The 24532-nt window shown below is 42.1% G+C and carries 21 protein-coding genes; 18 read left to right on the forward strand and 3 right to left on the reverse strand.

Going from position 1 to position 24532, the window contains the following annotated elements:
* Positions 1 to 43 precede the first annotated feature (43 nt).
* Positions 44 to 1369, forward strand: coding sequence for a radical SAM/SPASM domain-containing protein (locus HW120_RS09020; protein ID WP_177733357.1), 1326 nt, complete (start codon positions 44 to 46; stop codon positions 1367 to 1369).
* On the forward strand, positions 1341 to 3563 hold the full coding sequence (locus HW120_RS09025; RefSeq protein ID WP_177733359.1) for a peptidase domain-containing ABC transporter: 2223 nt from the start codon (positions 1341 to 1343) through the stop codon (positions 3561 to 3563). The genes HW120_RS09020 and HW120_RS09025 overlap by 29 nt, the downstream gene beginning before the upstream one ends.
* A gap of 54 nt (positions 3564 to 3617) precedes the next feature.
* Here the strand turns inward: HW120_RS09025 and HW120_RS09030 are convergent, their stop codons facing one another.
* The gene (locus tag HW120_RS09030; protein WP_177733361.1) at positions 3618 to 4841 is read right to left on the reverse strand and encodes a hypothetical protein; all 1224 of its coding nucleotides are present in this window, start codon (positions 4839 to 4841) and stop codon (positions 3618 to 3620) included.
* 543 nt (positions 4842 to 5384) lie between these two features.
* On the opposite strand from HW120_RS09030, the gene HW120_RS09035 reads away from it, so the two are divergent.
* From HW120_RS09035 to HW120_RS09085, 11 genes are all read left to right on the forward strand, one after another.
* Complete coding sequence (locus tag HW120_RS09035; protein ID WP_177733362.1) at positions 5385 to 7199, forward strand: hypothetical protein; 1815 nt, start codon at positions 5385 to 5387, stop codon at positions 7197 to 7199.
* 29 nt (positions 7200 to 7228) lie between these two features.
* Positions 7229 to 8338 (forward strand): ferritin-like domain-containing protein, encoded by a 1110-nt coding sequence (locus tag HW120_RS09040; RefSeq protein WP_177733364.1) that lies wholly within the window; start codon positions 7229 to 7231, stop codon positions 8336 to 8338.
* 28 nt (positions 8339 to 8366) lie between these two features.
* Positions 8367 to 9194: an EboA domain-containing protein gene (locus HW120_RS09045; protein WP_177733366.1), complete on the forward strand. Its 828-nt coding sequence runs from the start codon at positions 8367 to 8369 to the stop codon at positions 9192 to 9194.
* 31 nt (positions 9195 to 9225) lie between these two features.
* Entirely contained in the window at positions 9226 to 10131 is a 906-nt protein-coding gene (locus tag HW120_RS09050) for a TatD family hydrolase (RefSeq protein WP_177733369.1), read from the forward strand.
* A gap of 26 nt (positions 10132 to 10157) precedes the next feature.
* The gene (gene eboC / locus HW120_RS09055) at positions 10158 to 11048 is read left to right on the forward strand and encodes a UbiA-like protein EboC (RefSeq protein WP_177733371.1); all 891 of its coding nucleotides are present in this window, start codon (positions 10158 to 10160) and stop codon (positions 11046 to 11048) included.
* A gap of 24 nt (positions 11049 to 11072) precedes the next feature.
* Entirely contained in the window at positions 11073 to 12233 is a 1161-nt protein-coding gene (locus HW120_RS09060; protein WP_177733373.1) for a 3-dehydroquinate synthase, read from the forward strand.
* Positions 12234 to 12235: 2 nt separating this feature from the next.
* Positions 12236 to 13543, forward strand: a complete 1308-nt coding sequence (eboE, locus tag HW120_RS09065; RefSeq protein WP_177733374.1) for a metabolite traffic protein EboE — start codon at positions 12236 to 12238, stop codon at positions 13541 to 13543.
* Positions 13485 to 14909 (forward strand): alkaline phosphatase family protein, encoded by a 1425-nt coding sequence (locus HW120_RS09070; protein ID WP_177733376.1) that lies wholly within the window; start codon positions 13485 to 13487, stop codon positions 14907 to 14909. The genes eboE and HW120_RS09070 overlap by 59 nt, the downstream gene beginning before the upstream one ends.
* Before the next feature lie 10 nt (positions 14910 to 14919).
* The gene (locus HW120_RS09075; protein ID WP_177733379.1) at positions 14920 to 15345 is read left to right on the forward strand and encodes a VOC family protein; all 426 of its coding nucleotides are present in this window, start codon (positions 14920 to 14922) and stop codon (positions 15343 to 15345) included.
* Between the two features lie 444 nt (positions 15346 to 15789).
* Positions 15790 to 18228 (forward strand): outer membrane beta-barrel family protein, encoded by a 2439-nt coding sequence (locus HW120_RS09080; RefSeq protein ID WP_177733381.1) that lies wholly within the window; start codon positions 15790 to 15792, stop codon positions 18226 to 18228.
* Between the two features lie 223 nt (positions 18229 to 18451).
* Complete coding sequence (locus tag HW120_RS09085) at positions 18452 to 18832, forward strand: VOC family protein (RefSeq protein ID WP_177733383.1); 381 nt, start codon at positions 18452 to 18454, stop codon at positions 18830 to 18832.
* 39 nt (positions 18833 to 18871) lie between these two features.
* Here the strand turns inward: HW120_RS09085 and HW120_RS09090 are convergent, their stop codons facing one another.
* Complete coding sequence (locus HW120_RS09090) at positions 18872 to 19513, reverse strand: NAD(P)-dependent oxidoreductase (RefSeq protein ID WP_177733385.1); 642 nt, start codon at positions 19511 to 19513, stop codon at positions 18872 to 18874.
* Positions 19514 to 19797: 284 nt separating this feature from the next.
* Between HW120_RS09090 and HW120_RS09095 the strand changes: the two genes are divergently transcribed.
* Complete coding sequence (locus tag HW120_RS09095; RefSeq protein ID WP_177733387.1) at positions 19798 to 20736, forward strand: ketopantoate reductase family protein; 939 nt, start codon at positions 19798 to 19800, stop codon at positions 20734 to 20736.
* Between the two features lie 28 nt (positions 20737 to 20764).
* Complete coding sequence (locus HW120_RS09100) at positions 20765 to 21157, forward strand: VOC family protein (RefSeq protein WP_177733389.1); 393 nt, start codon at positions 20765 to 20767, stop codon at positions 21155 to 21157.
* A gap of 88 nt (positions 21158 to 21245) precedes the next feature.
* On the opposite strand, the gene HW120_RS09105 is transcribed toward HW120_RS09100, so the two are convergent.
* Entirely contained in the window at positions 21246 to 21779 is a 534-nt protein-coding gene (locus HW120_RS09105; protein ID WP_177733391.1) for an HdeD family acid-resistance protein, read from the reverse strand.
* A gap of 311 nt (positions 21780 to 22090) precedes the next feature.
* Between HW120_RS09105 and HW120_RS09110 the strand changes: the two genes are divergently transcribed.
* From HW120_RS09110 to HW120_RS09120, 3 genes are all read left to right on the forward strand, one after another.
* On the forward strand, positions 22091 to 22675 hold the full coding sequence (locus HW120_RS09110) for a TetR/AcrR family transcriptional regulator (protein WP_177733393.1): 585 nt from the start codon (positions 22091 to 22093) through the stop codon (positions 22673 to 22675).
* A gap of 71 nt (positions 22676 to 22746) precedes the next feature.
* A complete protein-coding gene (locus tag HW120_RS09115) occupies positions 22747 to 23595 on the forward strand; it encodes an oxidoreductase (RefSeq protein ID WP_177733394.1) in 849 nt (282 codons plus the stop codon).
* A 19-nt stretch (positions 23596 to 23614) separates the two neighbouring features.
* Positions 23615 to 24475 carry an SDR family oxidoreductase gene (locus tag HW120_RS09120; RefSeq protein ID WP_177733396.1) on the forward strand — a complete coding sequence of 287 codons (861 nt, stop codon included), beginning with the start codon at positions 23615 to 23617 and terminating at the stop codon, positions 24473 to 24475.
* The last annotated feature ends 57 nt before the right edge of the window (positions 24476 to 24532 follow it).

Genomic DNA, 24532 nt, shown 5'->3' on the forward strand with positions numbered 1-24532 from the left:
ACCTTTTCAAAACAATACAAACTGTTCGTAAAAAGTCAAGATCATGAAATACAGTCAATTTAACAGCTTGCTTCCTTATGAAGGCGATAAGTATAGTCTTTATAACTCCTTTAATAATAACGTGATCTTTTTGGATCCGGTATTAAAAGAACTGCTGGAAGCCGGAATTTCAGAAGGAATAGATAATCTGCAGGAAATATACCCGGCTTTTTATGAACATTTAATTGACAATAAATTTTTAGTCGAAGAAAGCCTTAATGAGGTTGAAGCGGTCAAAAAGATATCGACTGGAGTTGATGAAAGCTTACGGTTTTATACGTTGACAATAAACCCAACGATGAACTGTAATTTCAAATGCTATTATTGCTATGAAACGCATATAAAAAAATCAAGAATGGAGGTTGGAGAAATCCAGCGCATACAGAAGTTTATCGACAATACTGCTTCAAAAAAAGAACTGGAAGAATTTACGCTTTCTTTTTTTGGTGGAGAACCGTTGCTGTACTTCAATAGAAATGTAATCCCGGTTATTGATCATTTTTTAATCAGCTGTAAAATAAACAATAAAGCAGGCAATATAGCCTTTACAACTAACGGGTATCTGATCAATCAGGAATTTATCGATTATTTTGACTCTAAAGATATCAAATGCAGCTTACAGATAACATTGGACGGTTATCGGGAAGAACATGACAAAGTACGGTATGTCAGTAAAACAAAAGGCTCGTATTTCGAAATCATTAAAAATGTGAAACTGCTGATTCAGAACCACTTTTTTGTGACACTCCGGATCAATTATACCGATGATAATCTTGAAGATACAAATAAAATACCACTGGACTTCGCTGATGTGGCAGATGATATTAAAGAAAAATATTTAATATTTGATTTTCACAGGGTGTGGCAAAATGACCAGCTGGATGACCTGAACCTGATGCTGGATAAGAATCTTGCAGCTATCCGGGATGACGGTTTTAATGCTAAAGGGACATATTCTCCGAACAATGTGTACGATTCCTGTTATGCAGACAAGCGGAATAGCGTGGTAATTAATTATAACGGTGATATTTTTAAATGTACTGCCAGGGACTTCGAAACAGTAAACAGAGCCGGTTATATTGATGAAGAAGGAGGATTGGTCTGGGAAAATGACTATCTTGAAAGGCGAATGAGTGCCAAATTCAGGAATAAACCTTGTCTGAGCTGTAAAATTATGCCGCTATGTAACGGAGGATGCTCGCAGCATGCTATGGAGCACGGAGAAGAAGGAAACGATTACTGTATATATTATGGCGATGAAAATGAGAAAAACAAAGTAGTAAACACCAAAATACAAGACATTGTTAGGGAAAATCTTCAGGAAGCCTAAAGTAGAGTTCAGCCACCAGCTGGAAAGTACCGATTGCGGTGCTGCCTGCCTGTGCATGATTATGAGCTATTATGATAAGAAAGTTACATTATCACAGATAAAAGGACTCTTTGAATTTACACGGGTTGGCGTTTCCATTCAGGATATTATAAGAACTTCTGAAAAAATCGGACTGATATCGGTACCTTTAAAGCTAACCCAGGCAGAACTGGAACAAATTCCATTGCCTTCTATTCTGTACTGGCGACAGGAACACTTTATTGTTTTGGAAAAAATTGAGATTCGCAAGGGGGAACGCTATTACCATCTGGCTGACCCTGCTTATGGAAGGATCATACTGGATAGCGAATCATTTATCAAGGAATGGTGCGGCAATAACGAAAAAGGAGTCGGTATCGTTTTGGAACCTTCAGATGATTTCTTAGCCTTCAGCTTTCCCAAAGAAACAAAAAAATCCATTACCGCTTCCCCGTTTTTTAAAACGGCATTGGCCTTTTTGGCTAAAAATAAAGCGAAGTATATCGGATCAATACTGTTTATCCTGATCAGTCTCGCAACGAACTTTTGTATTCCCTTTATATTCCAGCGGATAATAGACACTGGTATTACCCCAAAGGTAATAGCGGTTGTATACTATTTACTGTTGGCACAACTGGTACTGTTTGTTTCGGGCTTTATAGCTGATTTTATAAGTCATTTAATACTGACCAAAATCAACTTCCAGCTGAGTATCAGTCTGAAAAAAGACCTGCTTAGTAAATTAATGCGGTTACCGATACATTTTTTTGATACCCGTTTAAATACGGAAACCTTGCAACGACTCAATGACCAGAATAAAATTCAGAATTTTATTACCTGGAAAGGAATTGAGCTGGCTTTAAACGTGATGAACATTCTTGTGTTTGGCGCCATATTATGCTATTTCAATTTTTGGATTTTCAGCATGTATTTTTCACTTTCCATTTTGTCGGTAATCTGGGTACTGTTCTTTTTAAAGAAAAGAGCCGTACTGGAATATGCACTGTTTTTAGGACAGTCCGAAAACAGCAACAATATTTATGAATTCATCATGAATATGCCGGAAATAAAAATTAATGATGCCCAAAATAAGATTATCACCAAAATACTGACCATACAGCAAAAAATAAACCGATTGGAATTGCGGTCCCTGTTTCTGAATACCTACCAGTTAGTAGGCGTTAACTTCCTGTCCAAACTGAAAGAAATAATAGCCATAGCCATCTGTGCTATCTTTATTATTAACAACCAGATGACACTCGGAACACTGCTTAGTATAACCTATGTTATCGGGCAGTTGATCAATCCGGTCCAGAGTTTGGTCAGTTTTGTACGGGATGCCCAGGATGCCAATATTGCCAATAAACGAATAGGAGAGATCTACAATAACAGTGATGAGGATAACCAGAATAAGGAACATATTGAACACCAGATATTTCAGGAAATAAGTTTAGAAAATGTATCGTTTAAATATCCCGGTAATTTTAACAGGTTTGTCCTGGACAATATCTCTTTGCAAATTCCCAACAACTCGGTAACGGCTATTGTTGGGGCAAGTGGCAGCGGTAAGACCACATTGCTGAAACTATTACTGTCCTATTACCCGGTTTCAGACGGAATGATAACGCTGGACGAACTGAACATCAATAATGTTTATTCGAATGAATGGCGTAAAAAATGCGGGATTGTTTTACAGGACGGAACTATTTTTAGCGGAACTATTGCTGAAAATATTGCCCTGGCAGAAGAAACGATAGTTGAAGAAAAGCTTATCAATGCAGCCGGAATTGCCTGTATTTTGGAATTTATTGAAGAGCTGCCAATGGGTTTTAATACCAAAATAGGAAATGCCGGAATAGAATTAAGCGGCGGGCAAAAACAGCGAATCCTGATCGCCAGAGCGGTGTACAAGAACCCTCATTATATTTTCTTTGATGAAGCAACCAGTGCTTTGGATGCCGATAACGAGAAAAAGATCCACGACAACCTGCAGGAATTCTTTAAAGGAAAAACAGTCGTGATCATTGCACACCGTTTAAGTACGGTAAAGAATGCCGATAATATTATCGTCCTTAAAGAAGGACAGATCGTAGAACAGGGAATCCATCAGGACCTGGTGAGCAACAGGGCAGGATATTTTAATTTAGTGAAGAACCAATTGGAATTGGGAGAATAAATACCACAAGTGCAAAAGAGAAAAAACCTGTCATTAATCATGACAGGTTTTCTTTTAATGATGTAAATAATTACTCGGTCCGCCGGTACCTTCAATAGATTCCGGCAGTATGCCGTAACGTGCAGGTAAATCGACTGTTCCTAAAGTCTGTCCGGTTTGAATGTCAACAACAGTGATTGTACCGGAATTCAGGTTCGGAAGATTCAGTAAATTGTTTTGTATGGCCACAACCTCTTTTCCGGATTTCGTTTTAAAGAAAGCCATGTGATGCGCACCTTTATCGGCATTAAGCGTTTTTAAAAGCGTTAACTGTGGTAAATTGCTGATATCGAATACCAGTACTTTTCCGGGTTGTCCGAAACTCACATACAAGTGTTTGTTATTATCCATATACATTTCCAAAGCCCATCCCAAACCCTGCGAAGAACCATCGAAAGCCTTCGTAAACGCATCATATTTTCGGGTAACGGGATTATAAGGTGCCATCCAGATGTCACCGCCCAGCATGGTTGTTGCCAAAGCAAATTTCGGAAACTGGCCACGCAGCAGCAGCACTTCTACCGGACTTGATAAATCGGAAGGACTGTCGGCTACCGTATAGGTTTCGATCATCTGGTAGGTATTCAGATCGATCAGCGTACAGGTATTCCCTACGCCGGTTGTTAAATCCGGATGGATCGTTGAGGTAACCATCATCAACCCTTTTTCCTCACTAACGGAAATACCGTGCGGATACATAATAAACTTGTTGGGATTGTCATTTATAGAACCGGATATTGTCCGGATATGTTTATTGGTATAGGCATTAAAAACACCAACGCTGCCGCCTTTGGGCGTTCCGTCGCCACCCATAAAGGTCACAAAATACCGCCCGTCACTGGTAAAGAAAATATCTTCACCCACTGTATTTCCTTTGGTATCTATAGGATTGGCACTCACCAGCGTCGGAAGCCCGTTGGCATCTTCAACGGTTTTGATCTGGTAAAGATAACTGCCGCCCAAAGCCGTTGTATAAAGCCGTTGCTCAAAATAATCATAATAGATATGATGCGGTAATACGCCTTCGCCCAATTCCAGTTTACTGCTGATATGCCCGAAGTCAGCCGATTCCGGATCAAGCTCAATTACAGCCATTCCGTCTTTTCCGCCGCCTAAGTGCCGGTAATCAATAAAAAACATGGAATCGTGAGAATAATTTTCGTTACCGTCATCATGCTGGCAGCCGGATAAAAAGGCTGTGGCGACCACGACTAATGCAGGAAGTAATTTTTTTATCATGATGTTAAGATTTGGGTGAATAGTAGTAAAACATACAAAATGTGATATTTCTTTAGGTAAAAATAAACAATTGCAGAATTAAAATGGTTCATTTTGCGATTATTTTTTAGTATTAATAGATTGACTTTCAATAAAAAAAGGCTGTAAACCTGTATCCGAAACGGAAACGATTGGGGAGGATAACGTGAAAAAAAAAATAGGGTCTCACACTTGACTACCTGTTATTACTACTGTTTTGAAGGCTTACGGCATTATGATCTGTAACTTTTTGATACTGAGCTTTTTTGGTTTGAAGTACCGGTCAGGTAGAATTACGGTGTTTGTAAAAGGGGTATTTATACTTGGATAATACGCGATTCAATTGCTGAACTTTAAACGATTGAAATATTGTAATAAAGCAGATTTTTAACGGATTTATTGATTTTATTTAGAATAATTATAAATAACACATTCTAATATTGAAGAATAGTCAATTTTAAGGTTAGGGCGATTTGTTTTTTGGGCTCGATATTTTGGAATAGCAATAACTTAACCTATCATAAAATGGCTTATTTAAATTCACCAAGATTAACTTTTGCGGGGAAGTTTCAGGCAGATCCTTCCACCGTTAACAATGATGTAAATCATTACAACAACGAAACTTTTCAACCGAGTTACCAGCAGTATGGACCCAGCGGGACAAATGGCTGGTGGAACCCGGATGGAACCGGTAACTGGCGTTTGATAGACTGTATCATTACCAGTGTGACCTATCAGGACGGAACCACTACGCATGATCCGAATATCGATCCTGTTATAGGAATGAGCATTATTGATGCAAACAGCCGTGTGGCCGGTAAGATTGTGGATCTGGATCCGCAGCAGCAGTCCGTTTCCCAGATCTGGGGAATGATTGTCAGAATCGGACAGGGGGAAACCAACTTTGTTAAAGGAGACTTTGAACCGGTTGGATTTAACGACATCTGGTGGATCAGATCGACTACGCAAAAAGGTTCCGGAGGGGCATCGGCGGCATACCAGTCGGTTATCAATAATCTGAACTGGTCGGATAATACGATCAAATCCCGTTATCTGAACGAATTAAGAGCGGTAAGTCCGGAGCAGTTGTCCATGAAATTTACCGTAGACATGTTTGACCAGCAAAAATGTTCCGCACAATTTACTATCGGAAGAATTGTCGGAAGTATCGGGCCGTCTAAAGTATCAGAACCGAAACATTTTGTCATGGGGCGTCAGTTCATTCCGGACATGGTTTGTATGGGAGGAAGCTACCTGCCGTCAAATACAGTAGGACTATATGTGGCTACTGCTTTGGTTCAGGAAGCGACACAACAGATCATACTGGATTTAGGAAACTGTTTAAAAACATCCGGAGCAAACGGGATGATTTCCGAAGACCGTAACCTGGTGTTGGCAGTAAACAGAGGCGATCAGGATTATGTACTGCTGGGTCCCCTTAAATATAAAGCAAAAAACTGGTATGAGAAAAGAGGAGGACTGGTAACGTTAAGACTGAACGAAGAACAGATACATTTAGCCCAGGAATTCCCGTTAACAATAGCAAACCTGCTACCGGACGGAAGCCTGCAGCCGTTAATCAATGAAACCACTCATTATGTCCGTGCCGACCAGTTTGTTTTCCGTATGAATGCCGATGAGGATAGAGACATCGATTTCTATGCAACCTATCTGGGGAAACCTTTAGCCGATCAGGCCGTGATTTGCCAGTTCCAGGAAAGCTTGATCAATATCATGGGACAGGGAGACGGAACACCGGCAACGGCAACACCTAATATCCTGCAATTTGAATCCAATGTTGTAACCGATTACTCAGGTAAAGCCGTTCTGAATGTAAAAGCTTCAGATCCTAAAAACCCGAGAGGATTTATTGACGGACAGGTATATGCCTTATGGTATTATCTGAACAGACAGCCAACAGCCGATTTCAGTTTTACAGTGGATGCCAGCGGAAATCCTGTTGTACTGCCGTTAACCTTATCCGGAATTGATCCGACTAATTTTATCAGCATCCTGGTTTTTGACAGCCTGCCTCCGGAAGTAATTAAAAATCCGGATTGGGATAAAGACGTACAGCCGGTTATGCAGCAGTATGCCAACTTATATCCGCTAATGTCAAAAGGAGTCTTTAACCTGGCGAACAAAGAAGTGGTCGACAACAATGCTCAGATATTACGCTTTGTGTTTGCCTTGCCGAAAGAAGATCCGAACCACATGCCGGTTACCCGTGACCTTTCCAGAGACAAACAAAAAATGATATTGAACTACCTAGACGGAATACTATCGAAAAACAAAGCAGGAGCACCGGAAGCCATGGCAACTATTGCGGAAAACAACTAAACCATACCAACCTACAAAAACAAAAACAAATGATTTATCTTAAAAATATAAAACTGGAAACCATACAGGACCTTAGAGGGGCACTGCAAACGGCAATCGAACTGGAACATGCGACCATTCCACCGTATTTAACAGCAATGTTTACGCTGTATAATACCGGTAATGATGAGATCAGTAACCTGATCGGATCTGTGGTCAAAGAAGAAATGCTGCACATGTCTATCGCCTGTAATGTCTTGAATGCTATAGGCGGAAACCCGGTTATCAATAAACCGGGTTTTATCCCGACCTATCCGGGACCGCTTCCGGGAGGTGTGGAAACCGGGCTGATAGTTCCAATCGCTAAATTTTCCAAAAAACTTATTAAAAAGGTTTTTATGATGATCGAGGAACCGGAAACGATTATCCCTATCGAATTAATGCGAGTTGATGCCGAGAAAATTACGATCGGGAAGTTCTATGAAAAAATAAAAGGCCAGATTGATATCCTGGAAACAGCGGCTAACGCTGTAGGGAAGACCATCTTCACCGGTGATCCGTCCTATCAGATGACCAATAACAAATGGTTCCCGGCTCAGGAATTATTCCCGATTACCGACAAAGAATCGGCATTCAGAGGTATTGACCTGATAGTAGACCAGGGAGAAGGAACCAGTACCGATCCTTTTGTTAAAGAAAGTGATCTTGGTACCGGCGAACCGGAAGAACCGGCACACTACTATCGTTTTGAAGAGATTTATAAAGGTAAAAGACTGGTTCAGAATCCGGACCCGGCGGGCGAGCCAAAATATTCGTATTCCGGGGCACCGATACCTTACAATACCGCGTTAATTCCGAACATGACCATAAATCCGAAAATGAGTGATTATCCGGTAAATACCGTGGCCTATAGAAACAGTAAGTTCTTTAACTATACCTATACAAACCTGCTAAACAGCCTGCACATTACCTTTAACGGGGAACCGGGCAAGATTGATGCTGCTATGGGATTAATGTATTCCTTACGACTGTATGCATTAAAACTGTTACAGACACCGGATCCGAATAACCCGGGATTTGTAGCCGGACCAAGCTATGAATATGTTACCGACGACAGCCTGAGCCTTACCGAAAAGGCCAAGCTGATGGAAACCGTGTAAATGTTTAACCAAATGACCCATACATAAAATGTATAAAACAGCAGAAATTACCGCGCAGCAACTGTTGCAGGAAACCTTAATGGCTAACCTGCCTGAAGCCGAATGGAACTGGTTTACTACAAATATAATTGCAAAGAACGGGAATGAACTGGCACACCAGTTCATTCCTTTATTTAGTTTGATTCCCAGATTCATTACAGCAGGAACACCCCAATTCAGCCCGGAAACAGTGGGTGGACTGGAAAAATTATATCCCGGATTTTCACAATCCGGATGGAACATACAGCAGCTATGCCGAATCGTGTTGATGCTGAAACTTCCGCCAGATCAGAATGAAACGATCTTAAAAAAACTATTTGAAACCGCAGACATCAAAGAACTGGTTATCCTGTATAAAGGTTTGTACTTCCTGGAAAACGCAGACGATTTTGTTTTGCGGATGCAGGAAGGAATCCGGACCAATATGACGGATGTCTTTGAAGCCATTGCCCTGCACAATCCGTATGCCTATCTGTATTTGTCGGAAGATGCCTGGAACCAGCTGGTACTAAAGGCTGTTTTTACCGGAAGACCCCTGTTCAAAATATACGGACTGGATCAGCGTGCCAATGAAAGATTAGCACTGATACTGCACGGTTATATCCAGGAACGCTGGTCGGCAGGAAGAACCGTTTCACCGGAAATATGGAGAGGAATCACCGGCTTTGTCAATGACGAAATAGCTGCCGATCTGAACAAAATGATCGAAACCGGAACATTTTTAGAACAGGAAGCGGCTATAAAAGCCTTAAAAGGATCCTGCAAATCCTGGAACGAGATCGGAGCGGCCTACCTGATCCAGACAACACAGGCCTAAACACAATTATTAATAACTAAAACAAACAACGATGTATTTTATAGACCCACATATTCACATGGTATCCCGCACAACGGACGATTACCAGGCCATGCGCGCAGCTGGTATAGTAGCTGTTATTGAACCGGCTTTCTGGCTGGGACAACCCAGAACCGAAGCAGGCTCTTTTAAAGATTATTTCAGTACCCTTATCGGATGGGAACGATTCCGTGCTTCCCAGTTTGGTATCAAACATTATTGCACGATGGGACTGAATTCCAAAGAAGCCAATAATGAAGCGCTGGCAGAGCAGGTTATGGAATTGCTGCCACTGTTTGCCGGAAAAGAAGGTGTAGTAGCCATAGGCGAAATTGGTTATGACGATCAGACTCCGGCAGAAGATAAATATTTCAGACAGCAGATTGAAATTGCCTTACAATTCAATTTACCGGTCATGGTACACACGCCGCACCGGGATAAAATAAACGGAACCATCCGCAGTATGGATGTACTGGAAGAACACGGAATACCGCCACACATGGTCGTTATTGACCACAACAACGAAGAAACGGTAAAACATGTACTGGACAGAGGATACTGGACCGCTTTTACCATTTATCCCAACACAAAAATGGGAAATGAAAGAATGGTGGAAATCGTAAAACAATATGGCTCGGAAAGAATCATTGTGGACAGCTCGGCAGACTGGGGCGTGAGTGATCCGCTATCGGTTCCGAAAACGGCCGCTTTAATGCTTGAACGCGGGATTGCCAAAGAAGATGTACACCTTACCTGCTATAAAAATGCTTTAACGGCCTATTCGCAAAGCGGGCAGATGAAAGAAGAAGACTGGAAAAAAGAAATGACTGTGGAACAGGCAGCCCTTTTTGACGGAAGCGGAATATTGCGCGGACAGGAAGCCAAAGTGATCTCCTATTCCAATATTATTGACAATTAATCACCTGTGCCAATACCCGATACAAGATGAAAATACAGTACTATTTAACACTGATGCGTCCGGCTAATATTGTTACTGCCATTTCGGATATACTGGGTGGTGTGGCGATTTCCGGTTTTTTTGTAAGTACCGATTGGAACGCGGCAGCACTGGGAAATATTGGTCTGCTGACGTTGTCCACTATAGGGCTTTACGGAGGCGGAATCGTTTTTAATGATATTTTTGATTTGAAAGAGGACTGCAAAAAACGCCCGGAACGCATATTGCCCAGCGGAAAAGTAGCCTATGAAGAAGCCATACAATTTGGCGTGCTGCTTTTCACAATCGGTATCGCTGCGGCTATAATGGTTTCCCTTTTAAGCGGACTGCTGGCCCTGATCATAGCACTATTGGCACTCACCTATAATAAAATAGCCAAACACTACCAGTTTTTCGGTCCCCTGAATATGGGGCTTTGCCGCGGGGCTAACCTGCTGCTGGGAATGAGCATACTTCCCGGGACGATGTTCCGGGATTGGTATATCATTATCATACCGATTATATTCATTGCAGCCATAACCCTGACAGCCCAGAAAGAAGTTAGCGGAAACAACAAAACAGCGATACTGATGGCCATGCTGCTGGATGCTGTTGTAGTCCTGCTGTTTATAGGGATCAGTCGTTACAGCGACCTTAACCTGGCGGTAACCGCACCGTTTTTAATCCTTTGGTATGGGGTGAACTTTTTAGCAAAATACAAAGCTTACCGCTATAACGAGCCGGATTGGATTAAAAGAGCCGTAAAAACGGGAGTGCTTTCGCTCATACTTTTAAATGCGTGCTATATCGCCGGCTTTGCCAATTGGAACTACGCCGTTCCGGTATTGATTTTATTGCCTTTTTCGGTTGTTTTAGCGAAGAAATTTGCCGTAACCTGATTTTTAACCCAAACATTATAACCCATGTATAAAGCCCAAACCATTCAACAGCACTTTCAGGTTGATTATAGCTATAAGGTTGTTTTTACCCGAAATGTTTTTAACGAAACGAACACAGCACTAAAAAATATCATCAACAACGATAACGCCAAAATAGTGGTGGTTATCGAAAGAGATATCGCCGTTTACCATCCGGGAATCATTAACGATATTGCCGGATACTTTCAGATGGATACTGTGGAAAGCAGTATTTTGATCGTGAAAGGCGGCGAAAGTATTAAAAACGATACCCGTGCCACCGAAGAAATATTACAGCTGATCCACAACAACCAGGTGGATCGCCATTCCTATTTAATTGTTGTTGGCGGCGGTGCGGTACTTGATGCTGCCGGCTATGCTGCTGCAATTGCCCATCGCGGCATCCGTTTAATCCGTATTCCCACAACGGTTCTGTCACAGAACGATTCGGGCGTTGGAGTAAAAACCAGCGTGAACTACTTTGGAAAGAAAAACTTTTTAGGCACTTTTTCTCCACCCTATGCGGTAATCAATGATTCCGTTTTTCTGGAAACGCTCGATGAAAGAAACTGGCGTTCCGGTATAGCCGAAGCCATAAAAGTTGCCCTGATAAAAGATGCTGTTTTTTTTAACTGGATAACCGAAAACAGTAGGGCACTGAATGACCGCAATATGGAAATAATGGAGCAGCTGATTTTCCGTTGTGCCCAATTGCACCTGGAACATATCGGAACGGCCGGTGACCCATTCGAAAAAGGATCCTCACGTCCGCTTGATTTCGGGCACTGGGCAGCTCACAAACTGGAATACCTTTCCGGTTACCAGGTACTGCACGGAGAAGCGGTAGCGGTAGGAGTAGCGCTGGACGCGGTATATTCCCGACTGTCAGGACGTCTGGACGGTACCGATTTGCAGCGCATTTTAAACGTTTTAACCACATTGGGATTTGAGATTTTTCATCCGCTGCTATTGCAGGAAACCACTATGGAAATCAATCCGGCATTAGTAAAAGGACTGGAAGAATTCAGAGAACATCTGGGAGGAGAACTCACAGTCATGCTGTTAAGAAATATCGGGACAGGGGAGGAAGTACACCACCTGAACAAAAATATTCTTTCGGAGGCTGTTCAGTATTTAGCAAAATCGAATGTTTTAATTCAGGAATAGGAATGAAAATCAGGAATGAAGCTCATTTGAGCTATTGCACTAACATTCACCCGGGAGAATCCTGGGAAGAAGTGTTTGCCAGCTTAAAACAATACACGCTGGCGGTAAAGGAAAAAATGGCTCCCGAAACCGATTTTGGTATCGGATTACGACTTTCCTACGAAAGTGCGGTGACTTTGTCGCAGGCAGAAAATTGCAGCGCCTTTAAAAACTGGCTGGACGAAAATAAAACCTATGTTTTTACCATTAACGGCTTTCCGTATGGTAATTTCCACGGACAGCAGGTAAAAGACCAGGTTCATGCTCCGGACTGGCTAAGCCATGAAAGAGTGAACTATACCTGCATGCTGTTTGACTTGCTGGCACAATTGCTGCCCAAAGGTATGGAAGGCGGTATTTCCACCTCGCCGTTATCCTATAAATACTGGTATGCCATTGAAGAAGACCGTGACCTTGCCAAAAAGAAAAGCTGTGAGCATCTGGTTGCGGTAGTACTTCACCTGGTGCAGCTAAACAAGTGGACCGGAAAGAAAATGCACCTCGATATAGAACCGGAACCGGACGGATTGCTGGAAAATACCGATGATTTTATTGATTTTTTCCAGAATTATCTTTTAAAAGATGGTGTGATTGCCCTGATCAGGCAACTGAAATGTACCGGAGCGGAAGCCCGGCATTACATCCGGGAACACCTGCAGCTTTGTTATGATGTCTGCCATTTTGCGGTAGCTTTTGAAAAACCGGAAATGGTGATTCAGAAAATGGCGGACAGCCGGATAAAAATCGGCAAGCTGCAAATCAGTGCTGCCTTGCGCTGTCCGGTTACGGATGAGGTGACAACAGCAGAATTGTGCCGGCGTTTAAACCAGTTCAACGAGCCGGTTTACCTGCATCAGGCGGTACTCAGAACAAAATCGGGCGCGTTGTTAAAATACCCCGATTTACAACAGGGAATCGAGGCGATGCAGCAGCATGATCCGGAAGAATTGCGTACTCATTTTCACGTACCCATATTCCTGCCGGATTATCAGGGACTGTATTCCACCCAGGAAGATATTGTTACCGCTCTGGAAATATGGACGAAACAGCCGTATACCACACATCTGGAAGTAGAAACCTATACCTGGGATGTTTTGCCCTCACAGCTTCAGATGGATCTAACAGACGCTATTCAACGTGAATTAGCGTGGGTTCTGCACTGTATTGAACACAAAAAAGAAAACCAAAAACCACCCGTTAAAGGAATTAAATATGCAGCAAACAGCAGTCATAAACATAGTAGGACTCACTTCCGGGTTATTAAAGGATAAGGACCTTTTTCTGAGTAAATGGCTAAGCAAAAAAGGACAGCTCAGCACGATTGAGCCCGTTTTTCCGGCGCTCACTTGTACGGCTCAGGCAACGTATCTGACCGGTAAACACCCTGCCGGACACGGTATCGTGGGGAACGGCTGGTACTTTAGGGATGAAGCCGAAGTGAAATTATGGAAACAGTCCAACAAACTGGTACAGGCTCCTAAAATCTGGGACATGGCAAAAGCCCTGAATCCGGAGTTTACCTGTGCGAACATGTTCTGGTGGTACAATATGTATTCCGGAGCGGACTTTTCGGTTACACCGCGGCCGCAGTATTGGGCTGACGGGCAGAAGAAACCCGATTGCTACAGTCAGCCGGCCTATCTCAGGGATCAGTTACAGCAGGAACTGGGAACATTTCCCTTATTTGATTTCTGGGGACCAAAAACAACCATAAAATCCAGTAAGTGGATCGCCGATGCTTCTAAACTGGTACACCAATGGCAAAATCCGACCCTTATGCTTGTTTACCTGCCGCATCTGGATTACTGCTGTCAGAAGTTTGCGCCCGGTTCACAGGAAATACAAAAGGATTTAAAAGAAATTGATGCCGTTTGTGAAGACCTAATCGGTTTCTTTGAAGCCAGGGGAGTAACCCCGATAGTGGTTTCGGAATACGGGATCACACCGGTAAACCACCCGGTCCATATTAACAGGATATTACGCGACAGCGGCTATATTACCATACGGGAAGAAAGAGGACTGGAGCTGCTGGATGCCGGTCAGTCATTGGCATTTGCCCTTGCCGATCACCAGATCGCCCATGTGTATGTGCGCAATCCCGAAAAGATTAATGTCGTCAAAACCATACTGGAACAGGTTCCCGGTATCGAACTTGTTCTGGACGAAGCCGGCAAAAAAGAGTATAACATTAACCACGAACGCGCCGGAGAATTGATCTGTATAGCCGATAAAAACAGCTGGTTTACCTATTATTACTGGAAAGATGATAACAGGGCTCCGGATTTTGCCCGGACAGTCGATATTCATAAAAAACCGGGCTATGATCCCGTGGAAATGTTTCTGGATCCGCATAAAAAAATGATGCTGCCCAGAATTGTCCTGAAACTGCTGCGTAAAAAATTAGGTTTCCGCACCCTGATGGATGTTATTCCACTGGATGCCGGTCTTGTAAAAGGATCACACGGAAGAATAGCTGTTGAAGATACCGATAAACCATTGCTGATAAGTCCGCTGGATACTGCCCAAAAAATAAACGCAACAGAAGTGTGCCCGATTATTCTGAAAGCAATTTTCGGAGAACAGGCCCCCGGTAAAACGGAACCGGCAATTATGGAACAAATACCAATAACCAGTTAAATTTACCATTATGGATTTTACAGACATGATTCAGACCAACCAGGTGGTCATTAAATTATCGGTAAGTAACGTACCGGTAGCGCAAAAGTTTTATACCGAAAAATTAGGTTTTAAAGTGGTACCGGACTACACCATCAACAAAGGCGGTACCTATGAAAAAGATTCCTATATACAGCTTACAAACGAAGGAATGGAGCACAAAGTTGCTTTGGGATTGTATAAGGATATTGACGAACCGCTGCAGCCGGAAGATACCGGAACCGCACCTACTTTTATGGTAAAAGACATCGATTCGGTTCGCCAATATTTGCTTTCGGAAGGGGTGACCGTTAGTGATATTGTTGAAAATACTTCCGACAAAGGTTATATTGACCGCTTCGCTTTCTTTTCGGATCCTGATAATAATACCTTGGCAATTCGCCAGAATATGAATTAAAAAGACATTTTGAATTAAAAAAAACACGTTGCCGGATTTTATCCGGCAACGTGTTTTTTTATGGATCAATTAGTAATTAAAGTGTTGTAAAACAATACTTCCTGTTGAAATTAAACGGTACATGACTGCAATTAGCAGCTATAGCATTCCCGGAATAATTTCAGATACCTTTGTCATTGTGAAATCCGGATATCAGGATTAAAATGACAAGAAAAAATAGAGAAATAATTTTTTTTGTCATAACGAGCGTTGATTTGGGATTAAAAATCAGATCCTTATATAGCTTATAGAAAATAGTGGCTGTTAAGAAATCTAAAACTATCGCTTTATAGTACATAAGACTGCCAATGCTTTAAAAGGTTTAACCGAAACTTTAACGCTGGTATTATTTTTATTTAGTCTAAATAGGTGTATTTTTGCTCCCGATTATATAAAGCCTATATCGTGAAACAAATTTTTACCCTTCTGCTGATATTGCTCATCCAGTATCAGGTTACCGCCCAGAATACTTCCAATACCGAACTAAACGGAAATGTCCTTAACAATAACCTTCCCCTTGAATTTGTCACGGTAGCACTACTGGATAGTGATACCCGGAAAATAATTAGCAGTACGATTACCGATACAAACGGTAACTATACTTTTGCGGCAGTGGCACCCGGCGATTATATCGTAACGGCAAGCTTTATCGGTTACAGCACTTCCGGATCGGAACGCATCACAATCCATTCCGGCGACCGGAATAAAACAATAGCTGCCATAGTGTTAAAGGAAGATAAAACACTGCTCAATGAAGTCGTGGTAGAAGCCACGGTAAAGAAACCTTTGATACAGCTGCAATCGGATAAGATTGTGATGAACATTGAAAACAGTGCCTTATCAGAAGGGAATACGGCTTTGGAACTACTTGAAAAAGCACCGGGAGTTATAGTGGATAATGACGGGAACATCAGCCTGAGAGGAAAGCAGGGAGTGACGATCATGATTAATGATAAGAAAACATATTTATCCCAGCAGCAGCTGACCAATCTGCTAAAAGGAACGGCTTCTTCTTCGGTAGGAACGATTGAGGTGATTACCAATCCTTCTGCCAAATATGATGCGGCCGGGAATGCCGGAGTCATTAATATCAAACTAAAGAAAAACAACAAATCCGGATTTAACGGATCGGTAAACGGCAATTACGGCAGGGGACGTAAAAACCGGTTTGGCAGCGGATTAAACCTGAATTATAAAGCTAATAAATACAATTTTTACGGTAGCTACGACCAGTATTACCGCGGGGAAAGCGAAACATTCACTTTCGAACGAAAATTTTATACTGACGGGAACCGTCAGCAGCTCGACAAAATCTCGAATCAGTACAGTGTAACCGACGAACCTTTAAAAACCAACAACTTTAAAGCAGGAGTAGAGTATGATCTTTCCGAAAATACCTTTATTGGTTTTAGCCTTACGGGCGATGTGGGAAGCTATACCAGCAACAGTATGTCCGAAAATAAAGTACGATTAGCAGCCAGCGAGTTGCTTTCCGATGCGCTGACAAACAATCACAACCATTCCAAATGGAACAGCCTGAGTTATAACGGAAGTTTTTTACATAAATTCAACCAGGGCAAGCAGGAAATCAGTGCCGATCTGGATTATACCCATTCCCGTTTCCGGGACAATGCGCTTCTGGAAACCCAATTCAATCCTACAGCCAGCCAGAATGCTTATCTGTCGACCCGTAGGGGAATGACCCCTTCGTCGACTACTATTTTTGTAGCCAAAGCCGATTATATTTATCGCATCAAAGAAAAATTAAGCTTTGAAGGCGGATGGAAGAGCAGTTTTGTAAAATCGGACAACGATGTGCAATACGATACAATTGCGGCCGGTAACTGGACGATTGACAAAGGAACGACCAACCATTTTATTTATAAAGAGCAGATCCATGCCGGTTATGTCAATTACAAGCAAAGTTTCCGCTTTATGGAAGTTCAGGCAGGGCTGAGAGCGGAATATACACATGCGGAAGGAAACCAGGTAACGCTGAACTCCGTTGTTAAAAGAGATTATGTACAGCTGTTCCCGAGCCTGTTCCTAAAGAAAAACATCGGCGAGCGTCATGCCGTACAACTGTCATACAGCAGAAGGATTGACCGTCCGGATTATTACGACCTGAACCCGTTCCGTTTTTTCAGGGATGCGTTTATTTTCTATGAAGGAAATCCATACCTGCAGCCGGAGCTGACCCATTCTGTGGAAGGTGGTTATTCCTTTTTGAGCAAGCACATGATTAACTTTTTCTACAGCAGTACCGATGATGTGATCGTCGATGCGATTACGCAGATAGACAATAGCAATACCACCATACTGCGTTCGGAAAACCTGAGCAAAAGAAAGAATTACGGATTCAGCCTTACGTCTGCTGTAAAAATAAGCCGTTGGTGGGATGCGAACACCTTTGTGAATGTCTATAAAAATGAATTCAGCGGTGAGCAAAACGAAACGGCTGTAGCCACGGGCATCTGGAGCTATACCGTCAATTCCCAGCACAGTATGAAATTTAAACAGGGATTATCGGCCGAATTCAGTTTCCAGTACAACTCCAGATCCATTTACAGCACTTTCGAACGAAAAGACTTTTTTGTGGTATCCACAGGATTGCAAAAAAAGATACTGGACAACAAGGCAACAGTGAAAGTAGCGGTAAACGATATCTTTAAAAGCCGACGTTTCTACAGAACCATGCAGTTTAACAATATCGACATGAAAGAGAATATCAATCTCGACAGCCGTATTGTAAACGTTTCATTTACGTATAATTTCGGTGACCAGAGCAATGCCGCCCGAAAAATAAACAAGGAAGAGGACGATACGAAAAAAAGAATGAAATAGTAACCAACCGGAATTTGAACACAAACTATTTCAATAGCGAACCATTATAAAGGGTTCGCTTTTTTTTTGTGGGATACCTCATACCAATAACCGGAACAACAGCATTGTTTTTAGTATATTTGAATAGGACAAATTGAGTTACGGACACATTCACACAATCAAACCTCAAAAATCAAACCTCTAACCTCTAATATCCTATATCAAACTTCTAATATCTAACCTCATGAACACCCCCCACAACCCGGTGGTCTATTTTGAAATTCCGGTAACGGATGTAGACCGGGCCATAACATTTTACCAGGCCGTTTTTGCTTTTGAATTTGAAAAGGATATAATTGACGGCAATGAAATGGCTTTTTTCCCGATAAAAGAAAACGGTTCCGGCATTTCGGGCGGACTGGCAAAAGGAGAAATCTATAAACCTACGACAGACGGTTGCTTGCTGTATTTCCGAACAGCAGACATAACCGAAACATTAGCACTTGCAGTGCAAAACGGCGGGAAAATCCTTTTTCCGAAAACCTCCAACGGAGAATGGGGCTTTGTAGCCGAATTTGAAGACAGTGAAGGAAACCGGATCGCTTTACGGCAATTTGTCCGTTAATATAAAAAAAACAGCGGGCTTAAAAACCCGCTGCTTCGATCAGACGTTTGCAATAAAAGGTGCTTTCCTATGATATTGGGTATCGGTTAATTGGGCAATAAGAAAAAGTGCCAGGTTTTTTGCACCGATCGTATTCCCGGAACAATCCTGTGTACTGACCCTGATTTCGGTAATCTCATCGGTCAGTTCAATTAACGGAAGCCTTACCAAAGTCCAGTCGGCCTCGCTTTGCGATAATATGGCATACTCTTGCTGTTTATCGGCAGTCGTTTCCGGGTAATGCGTTTTCATCCAGTCGGTAGCTGCCTGCACCGCCGGATTTTTGGTATCCTGAGGTGTAGCTACATTTAAACCGGTAATAACGATATACCGGTTGATTTCTAACTCTTGCATGGCTGCTAATATATTTGTTGTGGCGGTACTGAATATGGACGTTTCACTATTGGGTATTCCTAAACCGAGCGTACTGATGATGGCATCACAGCCCGTCAATAACGATTTGATATCCTGATAGGAATTGGCATTGCCGGTAATCACGTCCATTAATGGATTCTTGAAAGGCAGGTGTTCCGGATTCCGGATCAGCAGTTTGGTCTCAAAACCGCTGTTTAGTAAGGTGGTTACAAGAAATTTTCCGGCTTTACCGGTTCCGCCAAGTACGGCTATTTTGATTGGTTTCATAATCATTGTTTATAAAATTAGACATGGAAAAATCATGCTCCTCTTCGTGAAGAACAGTAATTTCTGCAAAACACATGTTTCGCAAAATCAGGGGTACTATTTTATAAACAGATTCTAATAGTGTAAATATAGCCTGTATTTTAAAACGAAATGCGGTTTAAGAAAAGGAATTGACTGTACGGAATAAATAATTTTCATAACTTCGGAATTCACAATGATGTGTTGTATATCCCGGTATGAGAGGGTTTATGATATTGATTTACAATTTTTTATAAATACTAAATATGAATAAAACCAGAATAGTAGTTGCCGGAATCGGAGGCGTTGGCGGATATTTCGGTGGACTTTTAGCAAAACATTTTGATAAGGATGATGCCGTATCGGTTTGTTTTTTAGCTCGTGGCGAACATTTAAAAGCGATAAAGAAGGATGGCCTGAAAGTCGTAAAAGGAGCGGATCAGTTTGTAGGAATGCCGGCATTGGCAACAGATGATGCTTCCGAGATCGGTATCGCAGATTTTGTTATCGTTACCACTAAAAGCTATGATTTGGAGCAGGCCGTTGCCCAGTTAAAACCCTGTATTGACAGTAAAACCGTTATCGTACCTTTTCTTAACGGTGTAGACAGCCGGGAGCGTATTAAAAGTGTTTTTCCGGAAAATATGGTTTTGGATGGCTGTGCCTATATTGTTTCCCGCTTAACAGAAGCCGGAAAAGTAGAGAACCTGGGGAATATTGAAAAACTGTTTTTCGGATTGGATCATTTCGAAAACGAACAATTACGGCAATTGGAAAGCCTTTTTATACAGGCGGGTATAGAAGCCAAATTATCGGTTAATATTGCTACGGTTATCTGGGAGAAATTTATTTTTATTGCCGCTATTGCCACGGCCACAACCTATTTTGACTGCAATATCGGAGCTATAGTGTCCGATCCTGAAAAGGTACAGGCTTTTACCGATTTAGTCAATGAAGTAAAACAGGTTGCTCTGGCAAAACAAATTGCCATTGTTCAGGATATAACCGACAGAACATTAAAAATATTGCATGCCATGCCAGCGGAAGCAACATCGTCCATGCATTCTGATTTTCTGAATAAAAAGGCACATAACGAACTGCAGTCACTCACCGGTTATGTTGTTCGGGAAGGAGAAAGATACGGACTGAAAACGCCGGCATTCAACAAAATGTTCGGCGCACTGGAACATAAAACACAACAGTAAGCAATCATACATTCAAAAAAAGAAAACAATGGTAAAATTCGGATATACAATTCTATACGTCGCTGACGTCACCAAAGCCATCAGCTTTTATGAAAACGCTTTTGGTTTTGAACGAAAATTTATAACACCGGAAAACGATTATGGCGAATTAAATACCGGTGCCACCACAATTTCTTTTGCTTCAAAAGGATTAGCGGCTACGAACCTGCCGGACGGTTTTATTGAAAGCAGCCCGGAGAACAAACCTTTTGCGATAGAATTGGGTTTTGTTACAGATCAGGTAGCGGAAGTAACCGAGCAGGCTAAAAAGGCCGGAGCGGTTGTTGTCATGGAGCCCAAACAAAAACCATGGGGACAGATTGTCGCTTATATACGGGATACAGACGGTTTCCTGGTTGAAATCTGTACACCGGCACATTAATAAATAGGCTAAGACTATAATTGCAAAAGCAGGAAACCCGTTTGTCGCACGCGTTTCCTGCTTTTATATTGTTATCGTTAGATGAATCTTACAGAATCTGCTGGATATTGTCCGGTGACTGAAAAACATAGAATATTTTGGAAAGTCCGATGGTGATAAAAGCCAGGGCAGTCCATACAATTATGGTCATCTGTGCGAATAACGGATTCCAGATCAATAAGAAAGAAAAAATAAGTCCCAAAATTCCAAACACCAGATACCAGCCCCAGTTTTTTCGTTTTAGCGCAGCCACATCAATGGCCAGGGCAATAATGGTTGAAGATCGGAATAAAAGCATGAAGCCGATAAAGAACGGCATTATTTCCATGGATAATAACGGACTGGATAACAGCCAAGAACCTAAGATAATATCTAAAATACCGGCGGCTATTCCCCAGCCATAGCCATTCATTCTTTTACGCTGATAGCCATAGAAAATAACTTCCAATATACCGTTAATCAAAAAAGTCAGGCTGAATAATGTAGAAAGCGCAATATAGGATTCCACCGGAGTTTTAAAAACCCATATTCCTACGGCAATAAAAAGAAGACCAAGTAAAAAGTAAATTAATTTGTTATTCATGATTATTGTGTTTAATAGTTACTGAATATTTTTGTAATCAAATCATTTATAGCAGTTTTAGTATTATTTGGTTTCCGGATTGGTACTATAAAAATAGTCTATTTTTCTGATAAAACAGCAATGTTTTTACGAAGAGATTATGTGTTGTTCGCATCATTTTTGCATTTAACGTGTTTTAGCAGCGGAAAATTAAGACGCGTATGGACAAATGCACAGGATACGGCACAAACAATAAATTTCTGTTAAAATTTGCAGCAAATGTAAAAAGTGACCGAAAGGTCATTTAAATTTGTGCTCTAATTCAGAACGAAATGACAAAAGCAGCACGTACCAAACAGCTCATCATTGAACAGGCAGCACCCATTTTCAATACAAAAGGAATTGCGGCAACAGCAATGAGTGACATTATGGAAGCCACCGGTTTAGCCAAAGGCAGTCTGTATGTACATTTTGAAAATAAAGAAGAACTTTGCAATGCTGTGGTAGATTATACGATGCATTGTTTATCTGAAAAAGTAAAACAGCAGCTGGACCGTCAAAAAACTGCCAAAGGGAAATTATTTGCCTATGTTGACTTTCTGAGCAATACCAAACAGCCGCCCATTCCCGGCGGATGCCCGATGCTGAATTTTGGTATGGAGGCAGACGATACCAACCCGGTTATCAAAAAGAAAGTGAACAAAAACATAACACTTGCTGTGGCTACCTTAACCAATATTTTAAAAGAAGGAATCGCTTCCGGCGAATTCCGGCAGCCGTTTAATGCCGAAGAATTTGCAACCAAAATGTTTGCCCTGTTGGAAGGCGGCATTATGATGTCCAGAATGGAAGAAAACAGCAAAACGATGCCATTGATCGTTGCGATCTTAAAAAAAGAAATTGAACTGTTAGGCTAAATTTTTTTACCTAAAAAATGACCGATAGGTCATTTTTGAAATATATGAATACTTATCAAAACTATAAAAACATGAAAAAACAAAAAGTATGGCTGATCACCGGAGCGTCAAGAGGATTCGGATTGGAAATCGCCAAAGCTGCGCTGAAAGCCGGCGATAAAGTAGTGGCTACCGTGAGAAGCAACCCGGAACAGTTTGAACAGCAGTTTCCGGAACAGCAAAATCTAAGCGTGGTGGTTCTGGACGTCACACAGGAAAAACAGGTTATAGCCGGAGTAGAAAAGGCAATTGCCACATTTGGCGGAATAGATGTACTGGTTAACAATGCCGGTTACGGATTATTGGGAGCTACGGAAGAAATAACGGATCAGGAGGTGAGAAGCCAGTTTGATACCAATGTCTTCGGATTGCTGAATGTAACAAGAGCGGTTTTACCGTATATGCGCAGCCGTCAAAAAGGGCATATCATCAATATCTCTTCTCTTTTCGGATATGCGGCTACGGTTCCCGGTTTCGGGCTTTACGGAGCTACAAAATTTGCAGTAGAAGGCATCACGGAAGGATTGCAGCTGGAAGTAAAACCGTTTGGTATTCACGTAACAGCCGTTGCCCCGGGATTGTTCCGTACCGATTTTGCTTCCGGTGATTCTTATAAAAGCTCACAGCTACTACTGGAGGAATACCAGGGAACGGTCGGTCAGGTGCGGCAGGCTGTTGCGGGACTTCACGGCAATCAGCCCGGCGATCCTGCAAAACTGGCTCAGGTAATTCTGGAGCTGGCCAACGCGGAACATCCGCCGTTACATTTACCGGTTGGTAAAGATGCGGTAAGTGCCCTGCGAGCCAAAATGAGCACTATAGCAAAAGAAGTAACGGAATGGGAAACCTTATCCGTGAGTACCGATCATCAGAAAAATTAAACTATTATATAAAAAAGCAATGAAAAAGATTATTTTAACAGGAAGTGCCAGCGGTTTCGGACTATTAACGGCAAAAACATTGGTAAAACAAGGACATACGGTGTATGCAACAATGCGTAACATTAACGGAGCGAATGCAGAACCGGCAAAAGCGCTAAAAGAATGGGCGAAAGCGCATAACGGTATTATTGAAATTGTGGAGCTGGATGTTACCAGTGATGCATCGGTAGCGAAAGCTATCTCGGAAATAACGGAAAAATCAGGAGGTCACATTGACGTACTGATCAATAATGCCGGTATTTCTTATATTGGTATTGCCGAAACCTTAACCATACAGCAAACGGAACAGCTGTTCCAGGTAAATGTTATTGGACCGGACAGAATGATCAAGGCGGTATTGCCGCTGATGCACCAGCAAAAGTCAGGATTAATCATTAACCTGACCAGTGTACAGGCGAGAAATGTAGGGCCGCTGTTAGCGACTTACAACAGCACAAAAGCGGCTTTGGATGCCTTATCGGTAGGGTATCACTACGAACTTAAATCGGCGGGTATTGATGTTGCGGTTATTCAGCCGGGAGCTTATCAGACCACAGATATTACAGCTAAGGCATTACAACCGGGAAATCCGGGAGCAGCGTCTGCATACGGACAGGATGTTCACCGGTTAAAAGCGGGACTCGATCACTTTTTTACCCCTACAACCGACAGTTCCGATCCGCAGGAAGTGGCCGATGCTGTAGCCGGTTTACTGGAGCTTCCGGCAGGGGAGCGACCATTGTGGACCGTTGTTGGCGGTGCAACGATGGCACAATATGTTCAGCAGATCAATCAGGCAACCAAAGGTCTGGTTGAAACGATGATACAGGTTTTAAGCTAAATATAGGATTGGTATAAAAAAAGCCGGTTTCGTTTTAGAATGAAACCGGCTTTGCTT

The sequence above is a fragment of the Flavobacterium inviolabile genome (assembly GCF_013389455.1).
In the GTDB taxonomy this organism is placed as follows: Bacteria; Bacteroidota; Bacteroidia; order Flavobacteriales; family Flavobacteriaceae; genus Flavobacterium; species Flavobacterium inviolabile.